The following is a 17658-nucleotide window of genomic DNA, read 5'->3' on the forward strand; positions in this document are numbered from 1 at the left end:
TCTCACTGACCTGGTTCGATATCGGCGAGCCGCTACTCATCCACTCGCAGCCGAACCAGATTCCGGACCGGCGCTACGGCGTGTGCACCGTGCTGATCCCGGCGCTCGGCACGCGTCTCGTCCGCAACGGCGTCGAGGCGAGTGGGCGATCCTGGCCGCGGGAACGCGAGGGGCGGCCATTCTCGACGTCGGCGTTGGCATTCTCGGAAAGCTGGACGGAAGCGACCTGAGGCGGAGCTGCCAATCAGTCTACGCCTTCTCCAGGGCTTGCAGACCCAACTTTGGCAATTGCCAGCTCAACGGGAGGTTCTCAGCTTCCATTCAAGTCCCGGAAGGGCCTGCACAAGCCTACCAACAACGGACTATCGTTTCAGGCCAAGGCCGCAGCCGAAGGCCCGGGCGTTGACCTGATAGCGCGACGCCAGTTCGCCGGCGACGCCTTCCGCCTGGTCGCGGCTGCGAGTGGACATGACGGCGACATCCGCGCCCTCCCGCGCCAGCGCGTGGCAGATCCGCTGCCCCAGCCCGCCATTGCCGCCCGTCACCAGTGCGACTGTGCCCTTCAGGTCCATCGGGTCTCTCCGTAAATGCGAATGCGCTGTCGCATGCTCCAGCACTGGCACCCCTTTAGTACCTTGCCGCGCCATCCGATAGACCAGCCTACGTCGCGAACAAACCGGTTCTCGCCCCGCCCGGGAGCCGTATAAGCTCATCACCGGAGAAATTGGCGCGGCGGCCGGCCGCCGACAGGCTTGGGCGCAAGCACGGCACAACAGGTGAGGAACACACGATGAAGCTGGTCTATTTCGACGATTTCAAGCTGGGCGTGCTGAAGGGCGATACCGTGGTCGATGTCAGTGCCGAGGTGAAGGACATCCCGCATACCGGCCCGGGTGATTTGATGAACGGGCTGATCGAACACTGGAGCAGCTACAAGCCGAGGCTCGAGGCGGCGGTCGCGCGCGGCGCCGGGGTGCCGGTGTCGGGCGTTCGCATCCGTCCGCCAACGCCGGGTCCGCGCACGATCGACTGCATGGCGGTCAACTACATGGAGGATGGCACGCGCAGCGCGCCGGCGCCGATCAACGCCTTCCACAAATCGCCGAGCGCGATCATCGGGCATGGCGACACCATGGTCCTGCCGGACGTGCCGGCCGTGGCCTTCGAAGGCGAGGCAGAGATCGCGGTCGTCATCGGCAGGAGGTGCAGCCATGTCAGCGAGGCCGAGGCGATGAGCTATGTCTTCGGCTACATGAACTTCGTCGACGGTTCGGCGCGCGGTCTTGCGCCGCCGGGCAACGTGTTTTTCCAGATGAAGAGCCGTGACACATTCGCGCCGATCGGCCCCTGGCTCGTCACATCAGACGAGATCGAGGACCCGCTGAAGCTGCAGATCAGGCTATGGAACAACGGCGTGCTGATGCAGAACTTCAACACCGACGATATGGGCCACAAGATTGGCAAGTGCATCGCCTGGCTGTCAAGCATCCATACGCTGCACCCCGGCGACATCGTCGCCACCGGCACCAATCACCGGGGTCTCAATCCATTCATGGACGGCGATACGATCGAGCTGGAAACCGAAGGGCTCGGCCGGTTGAAGTTCAGCGTCAAGGACGATCTGAAGCGCGGCTGGGCACGCAAAACCCGCCTCCAGATGCACGAAGAGGCCAGGGAGAAGACTCCAGGCGCGTACCCGGACATCACCCCGCAGCTTTCGGGCAAATACGCGAAGTGACCGCTGCCTGCAGCCTTTGCGTATGACTTCGCACAGCAAGGCAGCAAGCACGCCGTCATCCTGAGGTGCTCGCCTTCTTCGGCGAGCCTCGAAGGATGGAAGGGCCGTAGGGCGGATTCTCTTTAATCCGCCATCTCGCATGGATCGGCGGGTTAAAGTGAACCGCCCTACGCGAGCTGATACCGCGACGCCAGTTCGCCGGCGACGCCTTCCGCCTGCTCGCGGCTGCGCGCGTACATGACGGCGACATGCGCGCCCTCCCGAGCCAGCGCGTGGCAGATCCGCTGCCCCAGCCCGCCATTGCCGCCCGTCACCAGTGCCACCGCGCCCTTCAGATCCATCGTTTCTCTCCTGTAATGCGAATGCGTTGTCGACCGCCGCTCTCGCGCAGACCTCAGCGACGCAGGTAGCCCGCCTCATCCAGCGCAATGATTGTGCCTATAAACGCGGACATCGCCAGCGTGAGCAGGAAAAAATAGAACATTTCTTTCGGGAACAGTGCGCGAAACATGGCTTTCTCAGCCTAACATGGCACGACGGATAATTTGAAAGAGTGTGACGGCAGTTGGATAGAGCAGCACGAGAAAGCCTGCCGCGTATAGCGTTGATATGATCGCCCTCATGACAGGTCTTGAGTGATCTTTGGCCTCGTAGATCAAGGCTAATAGGTCCGTGTTGTACTTCTGCGCTTCCGTGTGAAACGACATCCAAAGGCCTCGCTCCATCCTTCGTTGAGCACGCACTATTCTCGCAACGTTATCGATTTGAATGTTTCCATTCACGCTGTAGATGTCAGCGTCTTCCCCTTCGATTGATCCTTGCGATATTTGACGAACTACTTCCTGAAAGAATAGTTGAAGGTCCACCGGGTATGCTAACGTCCGCAGTGCCTCGTTGCCGCGCGCCTCATACCCATCACCATGGTTTGACAGGTAGTCATCGGTGACCTGCGTGACCATTAGCGCGGTCCGCGCGGGTGTTATTAACGGCCTCTCAGCTTCTATTAGTGCTAGGGCTCCCTCGTGTCGCTTGATCTCTGCGGGACAAAGTAATGCAAAGAGGAACGAGGCGGCTCCCAAGAAGACTAGGCCGAAGTAGGTGACGACAAGCCTGTTGATTGTGAGTGATCGACTTGCCTCGGTCGCAGCTTCCGCCGGTTTGCCTAACCAACTCGCGACTACGTCGGGCGAAAGCACTAATAGGTCCACAAAATGTTGGTTGAACAGTATCAGCGTTCCAATGAACGGCACCAATGCCGTCAAAGCCACCACTCGGGACTGGCCTAACCTTCTTAGGCTGGACCAGTTTGGCAGGGTCCTTGATAGCTTTTCCATTTAATCCCTTCGCGAACGACCAGTTGTTTGGTTATAACGCATCCGCAGTGGGGCGGGCGCAACAAAAATCAAGGGCCGTTCATGGGTTCGACAAAATACATTCCATTTGTGAGGCCGCCTTCTCGTTTTCCGTTGTGCTCCGATTGCTTCAATGATGTGGGCCTTAGACTTGAGGCGAAACGTATTGGCACACAACAGGCAAGCGCATGTCCGAATTGCAAATCAACGGATGGCTACGCACTTGACAGCGACGGACTCCACGAACTTCAAGTGCAGTTCTTTTCGCGCGCAACGGCACCAAAGCAATATCGTCAAGACGTCGCCGCACTTGGCGTTGTGGAAGACGATTTGGAAGAATGGGACATCGGATTGGTGTTGCGCCCTGAAACACAAGCCGATTGGACGTTGATACGGAAGTCGATTGGCGGGCGACTGTGGTATAGATCACCCAAATTGTTTTACTTCGGTATCACCAATCATTTTGGCATAAACCAAAGCCTGCAGAAAGAAGTGGTTCGCGATCAGATCGTTTCGAGGTTAAGACTCGCTGAGATTGACTCGTCCACGACAGTATATCGCGTCAGGTTAAATTTGAACGAGCAAAATAAGTTCGACGAAGGGCAGTATGACGCTCCGCCAAAACCTAAACGACGTGGCTTTGGTCGTTTCGACAACGGAAGGTCACCTCTTTTCTACGGATCACCAAATTTACAGGTTTGCATTCATGAGTGTCGCGTAAATCTGCTGGACAATATATTCATAGCGAGCACCACGCCCACGAGGAAATTGTCCTTGATCGACTTAACCGGCAATTATGACCAGCCAAGCGATATTGATCCATTCGACGACCTAGAGTGGTTCTTCAGGGGATTGATGAATGCTTCGCAGCCGCATGTTTACAGATATTGTCGCCGCATCGCGCAGACAATCAAGGATATTACGAGCGCAGATGGCTTCGTTTACAACAGCTTTTACACAGGTATTGCGGGCGACAGCGAGGGTAAGGCCGTCAACTATGCCATATTTGGGCGTCCGCTTGCCGATGGGCGGCTGCGAGTAAATTCGATCAACACGGTGAGGCTGGAGCGAATTCGCTATGACTATCACCTAGGGCCGCTGTTTACATAGTTTTTTATGCAAAGAATCTACCAGCAAGGTGATGGGCGCGCCTAATGGTCTTCCCAGAATACAATCCGAAGCAAACTCTTTATCAATTTTGCTCCGTCGATAGTTTTCGAAAAATCATAGCCTCAAAGGTCCTATGGTGTAGCGATCTCACGGTCGCGAATGACCCGAGAGAGATTAAGTTGGGTGTTCAACACGCGCTCGACGCGATGAAGTTTCTGCGCGAAAACGAGTACAAGGGACACGTAGGCGAATTCCTTGAGGAAATCATAATCCAACTGAAGGACGGAAACATAGCGCAGCAATTCTTTTGTGCCTGCTTCTCTTTGCTGAAAGACGCCCTCCCTATGTGGAGAGAGTATGGGAGCAACTACGGTGGAGTTGCGATAGGATTTCGTCCGAGTGCCATAACCTCTATGCCCGGTCGAATTCAAAAGGTGAAGTATCTGAATGCCAATACCGCCGAGGGATATCGGCAATTGGTTCGCGAAATCGCAAACGAATTTCGGTCGGATCGCAGCCCTGACGTCCTTTATCGGGTGACGGCAATTACGAGCATTCTCGCAGCGATAACCGCACTGAAGCACCAAACGTGGGAATACGAGAAGGAAGTTAGATTTGTTTTTGCGCAGGTGCGCGCTAATTCGGGCAACGTAATCCCTGTCTCCGGATTTTCCGACGGAACCCCGATATATTGGGAGGCACCTCTTACCCGTCGTCGAGGAGCGACCGTTGTTAACTACAAAGCATTCCGGTTTGGGCGTAGAAAACAGAAGGGTTATGAGTTTTCGCGAGCAATCGCCCAAGTCGTGATCGGCCCGCGCTGTGAATTGACCGTCGAGGAAACAAAATCGGAATTGCAAGGAAATGGATTTGAAGGCGTCGATGTTGTGAGATCGAACTGCGAAATTCGTTAGAATATAGTTCTGTCTCAATGTTGCTTAGGCATCAAACATATCGTGGGTAGCCAATCGGCTCGGGTAATCGAGAAAAGCGGTTCGCATACGCGTCCCCTGCGACAAATTAGCCCGTCGGGTAAAATTTCGCTTTTCCAGAAGGGCAAATCACCCGTATGACTCACCCCATCCTGTTCCTGAGGAAGGGGCGTTGGCCATCGTTACCGAACGCTGGGATGGGATGCGGTGGACGCGGCGGCATCGTACGCGCTTGGGATTGCAGGGCGGGATAAACTCCGTGAGCAGTCTTCAGGACGCGTAAACGAACGGTGTTGTTGCGTACGGCAAAAGCGTGTGGACCCGATGCCTCACAGTGGCAGGCGTCAAGTCTTGCGGAGGTGCTGCAGGCCCGACCGGGCCGGGGCGCCGGTTTCCGTAGGGCGACGGAGGCGACAAAGGCCGGAATTCTCCGAGGTGAGCGCGTGATAAGCCGTCAAGCCATTGCGCAGGGAATGTCGGATGTTCTCCGCTGCCCTGTATGCTCGTGTGCGCATCTACCCTTACAATTTGCACACGAGACCGCGGGTGCAGCGCGCATCCGGCATTCCCTGCTCCCTCATTTGAGGGAGAACGATATGCAAACCTCGGGCAAATCATGCCGCGAGAACGCGGACGTGTATCTGGTGTTTGCGATTGAATTGGAAAAACTGGCTCGTCGTCCCGGACAAGCGAGCATAGCGAGCGCAGATCCGGGACCCAAACGCCGCGGCGCCAAGATTACGGGAAGTGTCAGTAGCCTTGTTGAAGCGTCGCGCTCCTGCAACAGACGACCGGGATGGGTCCCGGCTCGGGGGCCGGGACGACGGATGAGAGATCGTGCACGCTCCCGCCTAATGCTTCCCCGCGCCCATATAGCCGAACAGGAACCCCGCGACTTTCCGCTTCTGGATTTCCTCGCTGCCCTCGGTGATGCGGTAGCGGCGGTGATGCCGGTAGATGTGTTCGAACGGCTTGTGGCGGGAGTAGCCCATGCCGCCATGCACCTGCATGGCGCGGTCGGCGGCTTCGCAGCACAGACGGTTGGCCCAGAAATTACACATCGAGACCCGCTCGGACAGCGTGTGCTCGACCTGCGCCTGGGTCAGCTGGTCCATCTCCCAGGCGGTCTTGCGGATCAGCAGCCGCAGCATTTCGGCCTGCGTGGCGAGTTCGACCAGCGGCCACTGAATCGCCTGGTTTTCCGCCAGCGCCTTGCCGAACGGCTTGCGTTCGCGCGCGTATTTGACGCTCTCGTTGATGCAGTAGACCGCGGCGCCGAGCGAACTCGCGGCTTGGCGGATCCGGTTCTCATGCACAAAACACTGCGCCAGCGACAGGCCGCGACCGACCTCGCCAAACAGCGCATCCTCAGGCACGAAAACATCGGTAAAGCTGACGCGCGGGTGATCGGTCGGCATGTTGAAGGTCCACATGTACTCCTCGATCTTGACGCCCTTTGAATTGGCCGGCACCAGGAAGCAGGTGATGCCGCGGGCGTCACCGTCATTGCCTGAGGTGCGGGCGAACAGCGCGCAATGCGACGCGACATGCATGCCGGTGGTCCACATCTTCTCGCCGTTGATCACCCAGCCCTTGACGCCGTCGCGGATCGCCTCGGCCGCCCGGGTTTCCATGTGGGTGGCGTCCGAGCCGTGTTCGGGCTCGGTGAGGCCGAAGGTGATGCGGTATTTTCCCGTGATCGAGCCCTCGATCATCGCCTTCTGGTCGTCACGGCCGTAGCGGTCGAGCATGGTGACCAGCGGCAGATTGCCGACGATCGAATGCTCGTTCTGCAGGTCGTTGTGCAGGCCAAGTCCCTTGGCCGCGAAATGCTCGCGGATCACGGCCATCCAGAGGTTCGATCCGGCCTTGCCGCCATATTGTTTCGGGATCGCGAAGCGCAGATGACCGGCACGATCGGCGACGTTCTTGACCTTGCGCAGCAGCGCTTCCCATTCATGCCGCGGCAGACCGCCATTGTCGAAATCTGTGCGCGCCCACTCGCGGCGGTGATCGAAGAAGCGGATGTTGTCGTCGGCCGCCTCGATCGGCTTGATCTCGCGCGCGATGAACTGGTCGAGTTCGTCGAGATAGGCGACCAGGTCGGCTGGCAGATTGAAATCCACGGCGGTCTCTCCCGGAACTATCGCTAATTGCCGTTTTGCGTTAAGGCGCTACGGGCCCCCTGCTCGGGTCGATTAAGGTGAGAAGACCGCTGCCAAGTCAAGCAATCGGATAGAGCTTGGCACGCGCAGGCGCCTTGCGTAATTGGATGGTACCGGAAGGCGGACGCACGCTACTATCAAGCCAGTATTCCTCGCCGCAAAAAATCAAAATGGGAGCCGACATGGACCTGAAATTCTCCAAGGTGACGCGCAAGGGCCCGATCACGATCGTGACGCTGTCGCGGCCGGAAGTCTACAACGCGCTGCATACCGACGCGCATTTCGAACTGAACAAGGTGTTCGACGATTTCTCCGCCGATCCGGAGCAATGGGTGGCGATCGTCACCGGCGCCGGCGACAAGGCGTTCTGTGCCGGCAACGACCTGAAATGGCAGGCGGCGGGCGGCAAGCGCGGCTGGGACACCGGCGGCTTCGCCGGCCTCACCTCGCGCTTCGACTGCGACAAGCCCGTTATCGCCGCGGTCAACGGCGCCGCCATGGGCGGCGGTTTTGAAATCGCGCTGGCCTGCGACCTCATCATCGCCTCCGAGAATGCCACCTTCGCGCTGCCGGAGCCGCGCGTCGGCCTCGCGGCGCTTGCCGGCGGCGTGCACCGGCTGCCGCGCCAGATCGGCTTGAAGCGCGCCATGGGCATGATCCTGACCGCGCGCCACGTTTCGGCGGCCGAGGGCAAGGAACTCGGTTTCGTCAACGAGGTGGTGCCGGCGGGCGAAGCGCTGGCCGCCGCCGAGCGCTGGGCCGAGACCATCTGCAAGAACTCGCCGATGTCGATCCGAGCCTCCAAGCAGGCAATCCAGAAGGGACTCGCGGTTTCTCTGGAGCAGGCGATCTCCGAGCAGCGCGATTATCCCGCGGTGAAGGCGATGGCGGCATCGCAGGACTACATCGAGGGCCCGAAAGCGTTCTCGGAAAAGCGCCCGCCGAAATGGCTGGGGAAGTGACGCGTTAGCGTCATTCCGGGGCGATGCGTAGCATCGAACCCGGAATCTTGAGATTCCGGGTCTGGTGCTAGCGTACCATCCCGGAATGACAATGCGGATGGAGGAACGCCAACCTACTTCGCTTCCAACTCCCGCTTATACGATCCATAGTTCGGCTGATCGACCGCGAGCTTGTCCATCGTGGTCTGCCACAGATGCCCGGAAAGTCCCGGCGTCTGCAGATCGGCCTCGCCCTTCGCGATACGATCGGCGAGCACGCGATTCAATTCCGCGAGCGAGCCCGGCTGGCCCAGCAGTTGCGACAGCCGGCCGAGTTCCGCCGCATCACTCCCATCCTCGAGCCTGAGCTGGCGCGTCACCAGATCAAGCGCGTTGATGGCGACCCGCAGCTTGAAGGCGTTGTGGCCGCTCAGCACAGGCGCGATGTCGTTGCGCAGGAAATCCGCGACCGCCCTGGTCAGTTCTTCCGGTGTCGGTTCGTCCTGCATTTCAGCCTCGCTCTCTCGACGCCAGCAGCCGCAACAGATCGATCTCGGTCTCCGAAGACCGCCGCCCGATCATCGCGCGCTCGATGGAATGCTCGGGGCCGATGCGAAAGTGCCGCATCATGCCGCAGCACATCACGCCCCAGCGCAGCGTGCCCATCACTTCCCAGAACTTGACGCGATCGGGATCGACGCGGCGGCCGGCCGCCTCATAGCCGGCGAACAATTCCTCGCGGGTGCCGAAGCCGCCGACCGGCTTGTCGATCTCGCCAAAACGCCAGGAATTGACGCAGACCCAGCCGAGGTCCTCCATGGGATCGCCGGCATGCGCGAGCTCCCAGTCCAGCACCGCGCGCACGCCGTCCGGGCCGATGATCAGATTGCCGTGGCGGAAATCGCCATGCACCAGCGTCATTTCCCGAGATGGACCGGGATCGCGCTCGCGCAGCCAGCGCAGCGCCAGTTCGAACACCGGCCGCGGCCACTCAAAGCTGCGATAGTCCCGCTCCAGATCGCCGATCTCCTTCGCCGCCGTCATGCCGCGAAGTTTTGGTAATTGCGCGAGATCGAGCCCGTGAATCCCGGCCAGGATCCCGCCGATCTGCCGCGCCAGTTTCGGACGCGCCTCGGCAAACTGCGCATCGCGCAAGATCTTGCGCGGAATGGTTTCGCCATCCACCCGAGCCATCATGAAACCGGTGCCGAGTTCGTCCTGCGGCTGCAGCACATGGAGCACCCGCGGCGAGGGCACGCCGGCGTCGAACGCCCGCTGCATCAGGATGGACTCGACATCCAGCCCGACCGCGCGCGGCGACGCGCCATGGCCCTGCGGCGCCCGGCGCAGGATCGCGCCGATGACGCCGTCGGGATGGATGATATCAAAAGACCAGGTTTCCTGGCTGGCGCCGCCGGATAGACGCGCCGCGTTGCTGACTCCGGTGGCACCCGGACACCACGACGCGACGCAGCGCCCGAGCGCTTCCTGCATCATTTGCCCTTGAATTTGGCGGGACGCTTTTCCAGGAACGCGGTGACGCCTTCCCCAAAATCCTCCGCCGCGCCGGCGGTGCGCTGCGACTGGAATTCGAGGTTGAGCTGATCCTCGAACGAGTTTTCCGGGCTTTCCCAGTACAGTTTGCGGATCAGCGACAGCGCGATGGTCGGGCCGTTGGCAAGGTCATGGGCGAGCTTCATGGCCTCTTCCATCAGCACCGCGTCGTCATGGACCCGGTTGACCAGCCCCCATTCCAGCGCCTTCTCGGCCGGCAGCCGCTCGCCCATCAGCGACAGTTCCACCGAACGCGCTTTGCCGATCATCCGCGGCAGCAGCCAGGTCGAGCCGCAATCCGGCACCAGGCCGATGCGGCGGAACGCCTGCAGGAAATACGACGAGCGCGCGCACAGGATCATGTCGCCCATCAGCGCGAAGCTCATACCGGCGCCGGCGGCGGGGCCGTTGACGGCGGTGACGATCGGGCAATGCAGGTTGCGCAGCCGGCGCAGGAACGGATGGAAGCCGATTTCCAGCGACGAGCCGGCATTGCTCTTGCCCGGCTTCTGGTTGTTGCGGCCCTGCAGATTGGCGCCCGTGCAGAAGGCGCGCCCCGCCCCGGTCAGCACCACGCAGCGAATTTCGGCCTTCTTCTCCTCAATGGTATCGAGCGCTTCGGCGAGGCCGCCCAGCATGTCCATCGACACCGCGTTCATTACCTCCTGATGGTCCAGCTTCAGGATGGCCACCGGGCCGTCGATATCCAGCGTGACGTGCTTGAACTGCATTGGTTTCCTCATGGAGTTGCGACCCGCATTATTTCGCTCTGCGGTACATAGGATTGGATCTCGGGGTTTGATCTCGAAGCCATATTTGATTTTCCTGATGGCCTTGTCCATGGTTGGACCAGAACATCTGCCCGCCCTCGGACGCACACCTTGAGTGCGCCGTCCCAAATGGAAACACTCCAAAAAACACCCCAAGGGAAACCACCATGAGCATATTCGACCTCACCGGCCGCGTCGCCGTCATTACCGGGGGCAATGGCGGTATCGGGCTCGGCATCGCACAGGCGCTCACCGCCGCCGGCTGCAACGTCTCGATCTGGGGCCGCAATGCCGACAAGAACAAGGCCGCTGCGGTGACCATGGCGGGGGCCAAGGGCAAGACCGAGACCCGGGTTTGCGACGTCAGCGATCCCGCTTCGGTCAAGGCGGCGATGGCCGCCACGCTGGAAACCTTCGGCCGGGTCGATGGCTGCTTCGCCAATGCCGGCATCGGCGGCGGCGGCCGGCGCGCCTTCATCGACCGCACCGAGGACGAGTGGCGGAGAATGTTCGCCACCAACCTCGACGGCGTCTTCCACGTGTTCCAGGCCGCGGCACGGCACATGACCGAACGCGGCGAGGCAGGCGACCGCTTCGGCCGTCTGGTCGCGACCTCGAGCCTGGCATCGATTTTCGGCACCGCGCGCAACGAGCACTACGCCGCCACCAAGGCCGCCATCAATGCGCTGTGCCGCGCGCTCGCGGTCGAACTGGCCCGCCAGGGTGTTACCGCCAACGCCATCCTGCCGGGCTGGATCAAGAGCGACATGACGGCGGGCATCATGGCCAACGAGAAATTCGTCGCCAATGTGATGCCTCGGATTCCGGTACGGCGGTTCGGCGAGCCCGCGGATTTCGGCGGCATCGCGGTCTATCTGATGAGCCAGGCGTCGTCCTATCACACCGCCGATTGCTTTGTGATCGATGGCGGCTATACAGCTTTCTGACACTGCAAGCGTAACAGGGCCCGAAGCGGCTACAGCCGTTCGGCCAACATGGGAGGAAATGCGCGATGTTTTCACACGTGATGATCGGGACCAACGACCTGGAGAAGGCCCAGTCGTTCTATGACGCATTGCTCGGCACGCTCGGTATTCCCCCCGGCCGGGTGGACCGCCACCGGATTTTCTACCGTACCAAGACCGGCGTGTTCTCGGTGTCGAAGCCTATCGATGGCAAGCCCGCGACCCCCGCCAATGGCGGCACCATCGGGTTTCTCGCCGCCTCGGCCGAGCAGGCGGATGCCTGGCACGCGGCCGGCATCGCCAATGGCGCAACGAACTGCGAAGATCCGCCGGGCGTGCGCGAAGGACCCGCGGGCAAACTCTATCTCGCCTATCTGCGCGATCCCGACGGCAACAAGATCTGCGCCATGCACCGCATAGGCTGAGTTGCCGCGGTCGAACATTGTTTCAAACAGCAATAATTCGCCGCCGATGATCAAATAGCGCCAGACTTCGGCCTGGCGCGGCTGTAAAGTTGCCTTTCCTGGGAGGATCAAGAACATGAACAAGAACGTCAGTGTGCCCACGAGCTATGCAATGGACCCCGGCGACGAGTTGAACGACCTGCGCATGTCCGACAAGGCGCGGCCGCTGTTCGACCATGTCAACAAGTTCATCCGGGAAACCGTCGAACCGATGTCGGTCGAGTTCTACCGGCTCGGCGAGAAGAAGGCGGATCGCTGGAGCTTCGCGCCGGGCCAGCTCGACGTGCTGCAGAAGGCCAAGGACAAGGCGAAGTCCGAAGGCCTCTGGAACTTCTTCCTGCCCGACGCCGAGACCGGCGAAGGCCTCAGCAACCTCGATTATGCCTATATCGCGGCCGAACTCGGCAAGAACCCGCTGGCCTCGGAGTCGATGAACTGCTCGGCGCCCGACACCGGCAACATGGAAGTGCTGGAGCGCGTCGGCACCAAAGAGCAGAAGGAAAAGTGGCTGAAGCCGCTGCTCGCCGGCGAGATCCGCTCCGCCTATGCGATGACCGAACCGAATGTCGCCTCGTCCGACGCCAAGAACATTTCGACCACGGCAAAGCTGGTCGGCGACCAATGGGTCATCAACGGCGAGAAATACTATATCTCCGGCGCCGGCGATCCGCGCTGCAAGATCATGATCACGATGGTCAAGACCAGTCCCGACGCGCCGCCGAAGAACCAGCAGTCTCAGATCCTGGTGCCGATCGATACGCCCGGCGTCGAGATCATCGGGCCCATGACCGTGTTCGGCCACGATCATGCCCCGCGCGGCCACATGCACATCCGTTTCGACAATGTGAAGGTGCCCAAGGAAAACATGCTGCTCGGCGAAGGCCGCGGCTTCGAGATCTCCCAGGTCCGCCTCGGTCCGGGCCGCATCCACCACTGCATGCGCACCATCGGCAAGGCGGAGAAGGCGCTCGACCTCATGGTCAAGCGCGGCCTCACCCGCGAGGCCTTCGGCAAGAAGCTGGTGCAGCTCGGCGGCAATCTGCAGATCATCGCGCAGGCGCGCTGCGAGATCGAAGCCATGCGGCTGATGGTGCTGAAAGCCGCCAAGGCGATGGACGTGCTCGGCAACAAGGAGGCTCGCGTCTGGGTCAGCATGGTCAAGGCCATGGTGCCCGAGCGCACCTGCCGCATCATCGACCAGGCGATCCAGATGCACGGCGCGACCGGCATTTCGCAGTGGTCGCCGCTGTCGGAAATGTACACCGACGTGCGCCACCTCCGCTTCGCCGACGGTCCCGATGAAGTGCACTGGATGGTGGTGGGTCGTCACGAGTTGCAGCAGCACTAAGCGAGATGCCGCAGGGGTGGGCAAGGGCGCCCTTGCGCCGTGCCCACCATCGGTTTCACAACGACCATGGTGGGCACGCCTCTAGATTTGGACCGGCCGATGCGCGCGGAGGAAGGAACGGATCTGGCGCACCGCCAGCGGAACCCGCTCTTTGGGCTCCATCCACGGGAACATGCTGACTTCGGCGTTCGGCGCCAGCATCGCCGTCTCCATGGCCACGGCATAGGGATGGGCCGGAATATCGTCAGGCAGGATCAGCACCGGCGTCTGGCATTGGCGCACGAAATCGCGCGTCACCGTAAAGACGAAGTCCGGATTGCTGCGGTACATTTTTGTCAGGAATTTCTCGGCCATTTCCATGGTGAGGTCGGGCCGGCGCTTGATCAATTCCGGCGCCCAGCCTTTCATGTTGTTGTCGTAGAACAGGTCGCGCATCTCGGGGCGCGAGCCTGAAGGCATCGCCAGCACGCCGGCCACGATGCGCTCCGGGGCGCGCTTCAGCAGATTCCAGATGAAGGGACCGCCGATGCAAAAACCCAGCACCATGAACTTGTCGATGCCGAGATGATCCATCAGGCCGAGCTGGTCGTCGGTGTGGGAATCCCAGGGACGATCGATCTCGAGCGGTCCGGAGGACTGGCCGGGAGGGGCGTTGCGCAGGTCGAACGCAATGCAGCGGTACTCGTTTCTGAATTCTTCCATCGCGTTGAAGGGCGGATAGCTGCCGGTGATGCCTGATATCGTCGAGTTCAGTCCGCCGCCGGCAATCAGCAGCAGCGGAAAGCCCGAACCGGCCTCCTCGTAATTGATGCGGACGTCGCCTTTTTCGTAGGTACCCATGGCAGTTCCCCCAATCTTCAGAGAATCGACAATTACGGCGAAGGCGGCAAGGCGCGGATCGAGGCGATCCGCCAAGCGCCGCCCTGCTCCACCATGACGAACAGGATCGGTCCCGCAACCGGCCTCGCCTCCGAATCCGCGGGAACGCGAACGCCCGTCATGCGATAGGTGGCATCGATCAGGGCGACATCCGGTGTCACCAGCCGGACCGCATCGATCTGCGTCGCGGTGATGACGGCGTCCCGATACGACGGTTGCTGCTTCTGCTCGGCGGACAAAGCGATGAGCGCGTCGCGTCCGGCGGATCTTCTGCCGGTGGCGCTGACGACGTCGGCGTCCTCGGTCAATAACTGGCGATAACTATCAAGGTCGCCGGCGTTCCAGGCCGTCCTGCGCGCTTCAAGCACATCCGCGATCGCCGCCTCCACCGCTTTGTCCGCCGTCATCGCTCAGGACGCGGCGCGCTGGAGCGGCTCCGCCGCCGTCATCACAAAGCCCTCATAGCCCTTGGCCGCGACGTCGTTGCAGATCTGGCGATAAAGACCGACACCGCCGATATAGGGCATGAAGATCTGCGGCTTGCCCGGGACGTTGGCGCCCATGTACCAGGAATTGGCCTGCGGATAGAGCGTGGTGTGCGCGACCTCGTTGACATGCGCCACCCATCTGTCCTCGGCGTCCTGGCTGGCTTCCATGGCGACGAGATCGCGGTCGCGCATATAGCCGATGCAGTCGGAGATCCATTCGACATGCTGCTCGATCGAGACGATCATGTTGGACAGCACCGAGGGGCTGCCCGGGCCGGTGATGATGAACAGATTGGGGAAGCCCGCGCTCATCAGGCCGAGATAGGTTTTGGGCCCTTCCGCCCATTTTCCATTGAGCGTCTTGCCATTGCGGCCACGAATGTCGATCTTTGCCACCGAACCCGTCATCGCATCGAAACCGGTCGCCAGCACCAATGCGTCGACTTCGATTTCTCTCGCTGAGGTGCGAACCGCGTGCGGCAGGATCTGCTGGATCGGATCGGATTTGATGTCGACCAGCGTCACGTTGGGGCGGTTGAAGGCGGCGAAATAATCGGTATCGATGCAAATGCGCTTCGAGCCGATCGGATGGTTGTTCGGCTGCAGAAGTTTTGCGGTTTGCGGGTCCTTGACGATCTCGGCAATCTTGTCGCGGACGAACCCGGCGGCGGTGTCGTTGGCGGCCTGGTCGAGCGCGAGGTTGTTGTAGACGCCCATAAAGGTCAGGCCGCCCCTGGCCCAGCGCGCCTCGAACTTGGCACGGCGTTCGTTGTCGCCATCATCCAGCGCGCCCCGGTCCGGCACCTCCTGCACGATGCCGTTGCGCATCTCCTCGCGCGCGATACGACGAATTTCCCGATAATTCGATCGAAACGAATCACGCTCCTCATCAGTCAGCGCGGCGTTGCGGGCGGGAATGGAGAAATTCGCGGTGCGCTGAAACACCGTGAGGTGGCTGGCCTGTTCGGCAATCACAGGCACCGACTGGATCCCCGACGATCCCGTACCGATCACGCCGACGCGCAGGCCGGTGAAATCCACGGGCTCATGCGGCCAGTGTCCGGTGTGATAGACTTTCCCCTTGAAGTCGCCGAGTCCCTTGATGTCAGGCATCTTTGCGTTCGACAGGCACCCGGTGGCGAGCACGACATGTTTCGCCGTCACCGTGTTGCCGTCCGATGTCGTCACCGACCATGTATTGGCGCTCTCGTCGAATTCGGCGCGGTCGACCCGGGTGTCGAACTGGATATCGCTGCGCAGATTAAAGCGGTCGGCGACGTGGTTGGCGTAGTTCAGGATCTCGGGCTGCGGCGCGTAGCGCTCGCTCCAGCTCCATTCCTGCTGCAATTCGTCATCGAAGGAATAGGAATACTGCATGCTCTCGACGTCGCAGCGCGCCCCCGGATACCGGTTCCAGTACCAGGTGCCGCCGACATCGCCGCCCTGCTCATAGACCCGCGCCGACAAGCCCTGCTTTCGCAGCCGGTACAGCATGTACATGCCGGCAAACCCGGCGCCGACCACGACGACATCGTAAGCCCGGGTGGCTGCGGGCTGGCCTTTACCTGACGCGGATTGCAAGGCGGACATTCGAACTCCCCGGGGGTTCTTCTTGTGTTGGCCGGCAGCATTCTACCCGCGGCGCCAAAGCGCAAGGGCCAAAACGGCCGTGGAGGGCTGCATATTTTGCCAGGTGGAATGCGCCATCGCCGCGCCGCGATTTCCGACGTCTCGACGCAAGACCAGGCGGTGGAAACCGGCTTGGCTTCGGTGCCCCTGATGCGCTAGCGTCTCGCCGTCCAAATCAAAAACGAGCGCCCTCAAACGGCTGCCGCAGGGAGTGAGTACAACCATGAAAACGCCGATCTGCGACATGCTGGGGATCGAATTTCCCCTGCTCGCCTTCAGCCATTGCCGCGACGTGGTTGCGGCCGTCAGCCGCGCCGGCGGTTTTGGCGTGCTGGGTGCCACCGCGCATTCGCCCGAGTCGATCGAACAGGAATTGAAGTGGATCGACGACCACGTCGACGGCAAGCCCTACGGGCTCGACGTGCTGATCCCCGAAAATATCTCGACGGCGGGCGAGAAGGACGTCACCTGGAAGAGCCTGGAAGCACGGATCTCGCCGGAGCACCGCGCCTTCACCAGGAACCTGCTGAAGAAATACGGCATCGAACTGACGACGACCAACGTCGCCGACAACCAGCCGCAGCCGTTCGACGCGCAGCGCGCGCTGGAATTGCTCGAAGTGTCATTCAATCATCCGATCAAGCTGATCGCCAATGCGCTCGGCGTGCCGCCGAAGGCGATGATCGAGATGGGCAAGAAGCACGGCGTGCCGGTGGCAGCCCTGGTCGGCGCCAAGGAACATGCGCTACGCCAGGTCGCGGCCGGCGTCGATATCCTGGTGGTGCAGGGCACCGAGGCCGGCGGCCATTGCGGCGAGGTCTCCACCATGGTGCTGGTGCCCGAGGTGATCAAGGCGATCAAGCCGATCCGCGACGTGCCGGTATTGGCGGCGGGCGGTATCATGACCGGACGCCAGATGGCGGCTTGCATGGCGATGGGCGCGGCCGGCGTGTGGACCGGCTCGGTGTGGCTGGCCACCGTGGAATCCGAGACATCGGAAATCTTCCGCGAGAAGATGATCGCGGCCTCCTCGCGCGACGCCATTAGATCAAAAGGCCGTACCGGCAAGCCCGCGCGGCAACTGCGCTCGGTCTGGACCGATGCCTGGGACCGCGGACCCGACAGCCCCGGCGCGCTGCCGATGCCGCTGCAAAGCATCATCAGCCGCGATGCCTTCAACTCGATCGATCGTGCCGCCGCCTCCGGCAACGCGCAGGCTCGCGACCTGGTCAGCTATTTTGTGGGACAGGGCGTCGGCCTGATCGACAGCGTGAAATCTGCCGGCGCCGTGGTGCAGGAGTTCAAGGAAGATTTTATCGACGC

19 protein-coding genes are annotated in these 17658 nt (G+C 61.2%); 9 read left to right on the top strand and 10 right to left on the bottom strand.

Annotation, left to right across the window (positions count from 1 at the left end; genetic code table 11):
- A partial coding sequence (locus Q8N40_RS15845) for a hypothetical protein (RefSeq protein ID WP_305712473.1) occupies window positions 1–230 on the top strand: 230 nt, incomplete at its 5' end.
- 132 nt (window positions 231–362) lie between these two features.
- Here the strand turns inward: Q8N40_RS15845 and Q8N40_RS15850 are convergent.
- A complete protein-coding gene (locus Q8N40_RS15850; protein WP_305320880.1) occupies window positions 363–572 on the bottom strand; it encodes an SDR family NAD(P)-dependent oxidoreductase in 210 nt (69 codons plus the stop codon).
- A gap of 218 nt (window positions 573–790) precedes the next feature.
- Between Q8N40_RS15850 and Q8N40_RS15855 the strand changes: the two genes are divergently transcribed.
- Complete coding sequence (locus tag Q8N40_RS15855) at window positions 791–1738, top strand: fumarylacetoacetate hydrolase family protein (protein WP_305712474.1); 948 nt, start codon at window positions 791–793, stop codon at window positions 1736–1738.
- A 167-nt stretch (window positions 1739–1905) separates the two neighbouring features.
- On the opposite strand, the gene Q8N40_RS15860 is transcribed toward Q8N40_RS15855, so the two are convergent.
- The gene (locus Q8N40_RS15860) at window positions 1906–2079 is read right to left on the bottom strand and encodes an SDR family NAD(P)-dependent oxidoreductase (RefSeq protein ID WP_305712475.1); all 174 of its coding nucleotides are present in this window, start codon (window positions 2077–2079) and stop codon (window positions 1906–1908) included.
- Between the two features lie 177 nt (window positions 2080–2256).
- Window positions 2257–3072 carry a hypothetical protein gene (locus Q8N40_RS15865; protein WP_305712476.1) on the bottom strand — a complete coding sequence of 272 codons (816 nt, stop codon included), beginning with the start codon at window positions 3070–3072 and terminating at the stop codon, window positions 2257–2259.
- Between the two features lie 81 nt (window positions 3073–3153).
- Between Q8N40_RS15865 and Q8N40_RS15870 the strand changes: the two genes are divergently transcribed.
- Window positions 3154–4200, top strand: a complete 1047-nt coding sequence (locus tag Q8N40_RS15870; protein ID WP_305712477.1) for an RES family NAD+ phosphorylase — start codon at window positions 3154–3156, stop codon at window positions 4198–4200.
- 179 nt (window positions 4201–4379) lie between these two features.
- Complete coding sequence (locus Q8N40_RS15875) at window positions 4380–5114, top strand: DUF2971 domain-containing protein (RefSeq protein ID WP_305712478.1); 735 nt, start codon at window positions 4380–4382, stop codon at window positions 5112–5114.
- Window positions 5115–5983: 869 nt separating this feature from the next.
- Here the strand turns inward: Q8N40_RS15875 and Q8N40_RS15880 are convergent.
- Window positions 5984–7258: an acyl-CoA dehydrogenase family protein gene (locus Q8N40_RS15880; RefSeq protein ID WP_305712479.1), complete on the bottom strand. Its 1275-nt coding sequence runs from the start codon at window positions 7256–7258 to the stop codon at window positions 5984–5986.
- Between the two features lie 221 nt (window positions 7259–7479).
- Between Q8N40_RS15880 and Q8N40_RS15885 the strand changes: the two genes are divergently transcribed.
- Window positions 7480–8259, top strand: coding sequence for an enoyl-CoA hydratase-related protein (locus Q8N40_RS15885; RefSeq protein ID WP_305321059.1), 780 nt, complete (start codon window positions 7480–7482; stop codon window positions 8257–8259).
- 113 nt (window positions 8260–8372) lie between these two features.
- On the opposite strand, the gene Q8N40_RS15890 is transcribed toward Q8N40_RS15885, so the two are convergent.
- Genes Q8N40_RS15890 through Q8N40_RS15900 form a run of 3 tightly spaced genes read right to left on the bottom strand, consistent with a single transcriptional unit; the run spans window position 8373 to window position 10523 of the window.
- Entirely contained in the window at window positions 8373–8747 is a 375-nt protein-coding gene (locus Q8N40_RS15890; RefSeq protein ID WP_305712480.1) for a DUF6285 domain-containing protein, read from the bottom strand.
- Window position 8748: 1 nt separating this feature from the next.
- A complete protein-coding gene (locus Q8N40_RS15895) occupies window positions 8749–9732 on the bottom strand; it encodes a phosphotransferase family protein (protein WP_370870899.1) in 984 nt (327 codons plus the stop codon).
- Complete coding sequence (locus Q8N40_RS15900; protein ID WP_305712481.1) at window positions 9732–10523, bottom strand: enoyl-CoA hydratase/isomerase; 792 nt, start codon at window positions 10521–10523, stop codon at window positions 9732–9734. The genes Q8N40_RS15895 and Q8N40_RS15900 overlap by 1 nt, the downstream gene beginning before the upstream one ends.
- Window positions 10524–10729: 206 nt before the next feature.
- On the opposite strand from Q8N40_RS15900, the gene Q8N40_RS15905 reads away from it, so the two are divergent.
- The 3 genes from Q8N40_RS15905 to Q8N40_RS15915 all read left to right on the top strand — a co-directional run bounded on the left by Q8N40_RS15905 (window position 10730) and on the right by Q8N40_RS15915 (window position 13339).
- Window positions 10730–11509 carry an SDR family NAD(P)-dependent oxidoreductase gene (locus Q8N40_RS15905; protein ID WP_305712482.1) on the top strand — a complete coding sequence of 260 codons (780 nt, stop codon included), beginning with the start codon at window positions 10730–10732 and terminating at the stop codon, window positions 11507–11509.
- A 65-nt stretch (window positions 11510–11574) separates the two neighbouring features.
- Window positions 11575–11952 carry a VOC family protein gene (locus Q8N40_RS15910; RefSeq protein WP_305321054.1) on the top strand — a complete coding sequence of 126 codons (378 nt, stop codon included), beginning with the start codon at window positions 11575–11577 and terminating at the stop codon, window positions 11950–11952.
- A gap of 115 nt (window positions 11953–12067) precedes the next feature.
- Window positions 12068–13339: an acyl-CoA dehydrogenase family protein gene (locus Q8N40_RS15915; protein ID WP_305321053.1), complete on the top strand. Its 1272-nt coding sequence runs from the start codon at window positions 12068–12070 to the stop codon at window positions 13337–13339.
- Window positions 13340–13420: 81 nt separating this feature from the next.
- Here the strand turns inward: Q8N40_RS15915 and Q8N40_RS15920 are convergent, their stop codons facing one another.
- The 3 genes from Q8N40_RS15920 to Q8N40_RS15930 are packed head-to-tail and all read right to left on the bottom strand — an operon-like array spanning window position 13421 to window position 16296.
- Entirely contained in the window at window positions 13421–14179 is a 759-nt protein-coding gene (locus tag Q8N40_RS15920; RefSeq protein WP_305321052.1) for an alpha/beta fold hydrolase, read from the bottom strand.
- 32 nt (window positions 14180–14211) lie between these two features.
- The gene (locus tag Q8N40_RS15925; RefSeq protein ID WP_305712483.1) at window positions 14212–14607 is read right to left on the bottom strand and encodes an SgcJ/EcaC family oxidoreductase; all 396 of its coding nucleotides are present in this window, start codon (window positions 14605–14607) and stop codon (window positions 14212–14214) included.
- Between the two features lie 21 nt (window positions 14608–14628).
- Window positions 14629–16296 carry an NAD(P)/FAD-dependent oxidoreductase gene (locus tag Q8N40_RS15930; protein WP_305712484.1) on the bottom strand — a complete coding sequence of 556 codons (1668 nt, stop codon included), beginning with the start codon at window positions 16294–16296 and terminating at the stop codon, window positions 14629–14631.
- A gap of 262 nt (window positions 16297–16558) precedes the next feature.
- On the opposite strand from Q8N40_RS15930, the gene Q8N40_RS15935 reads away from it, so the two are divergent.
- Window positions 16559–17658: nitronate monooxygenase (locus Q8N40_RS15935; RefSeq protein WP_305712485.1), on the top strand; the 1100-nt coding region annotated here is incomplete at its 3' end.

Source organism: Bradyrhizobium sp. (genome assembly GCF_030693485.1).
In the GTDB taxonomy this organism is placed as follows: domain Bacteria; phylum Pseudomonadota; class Alphaproteobacteria; order Rhizobiales; family Xanthobacteraceae; genus Bradyrhizobium.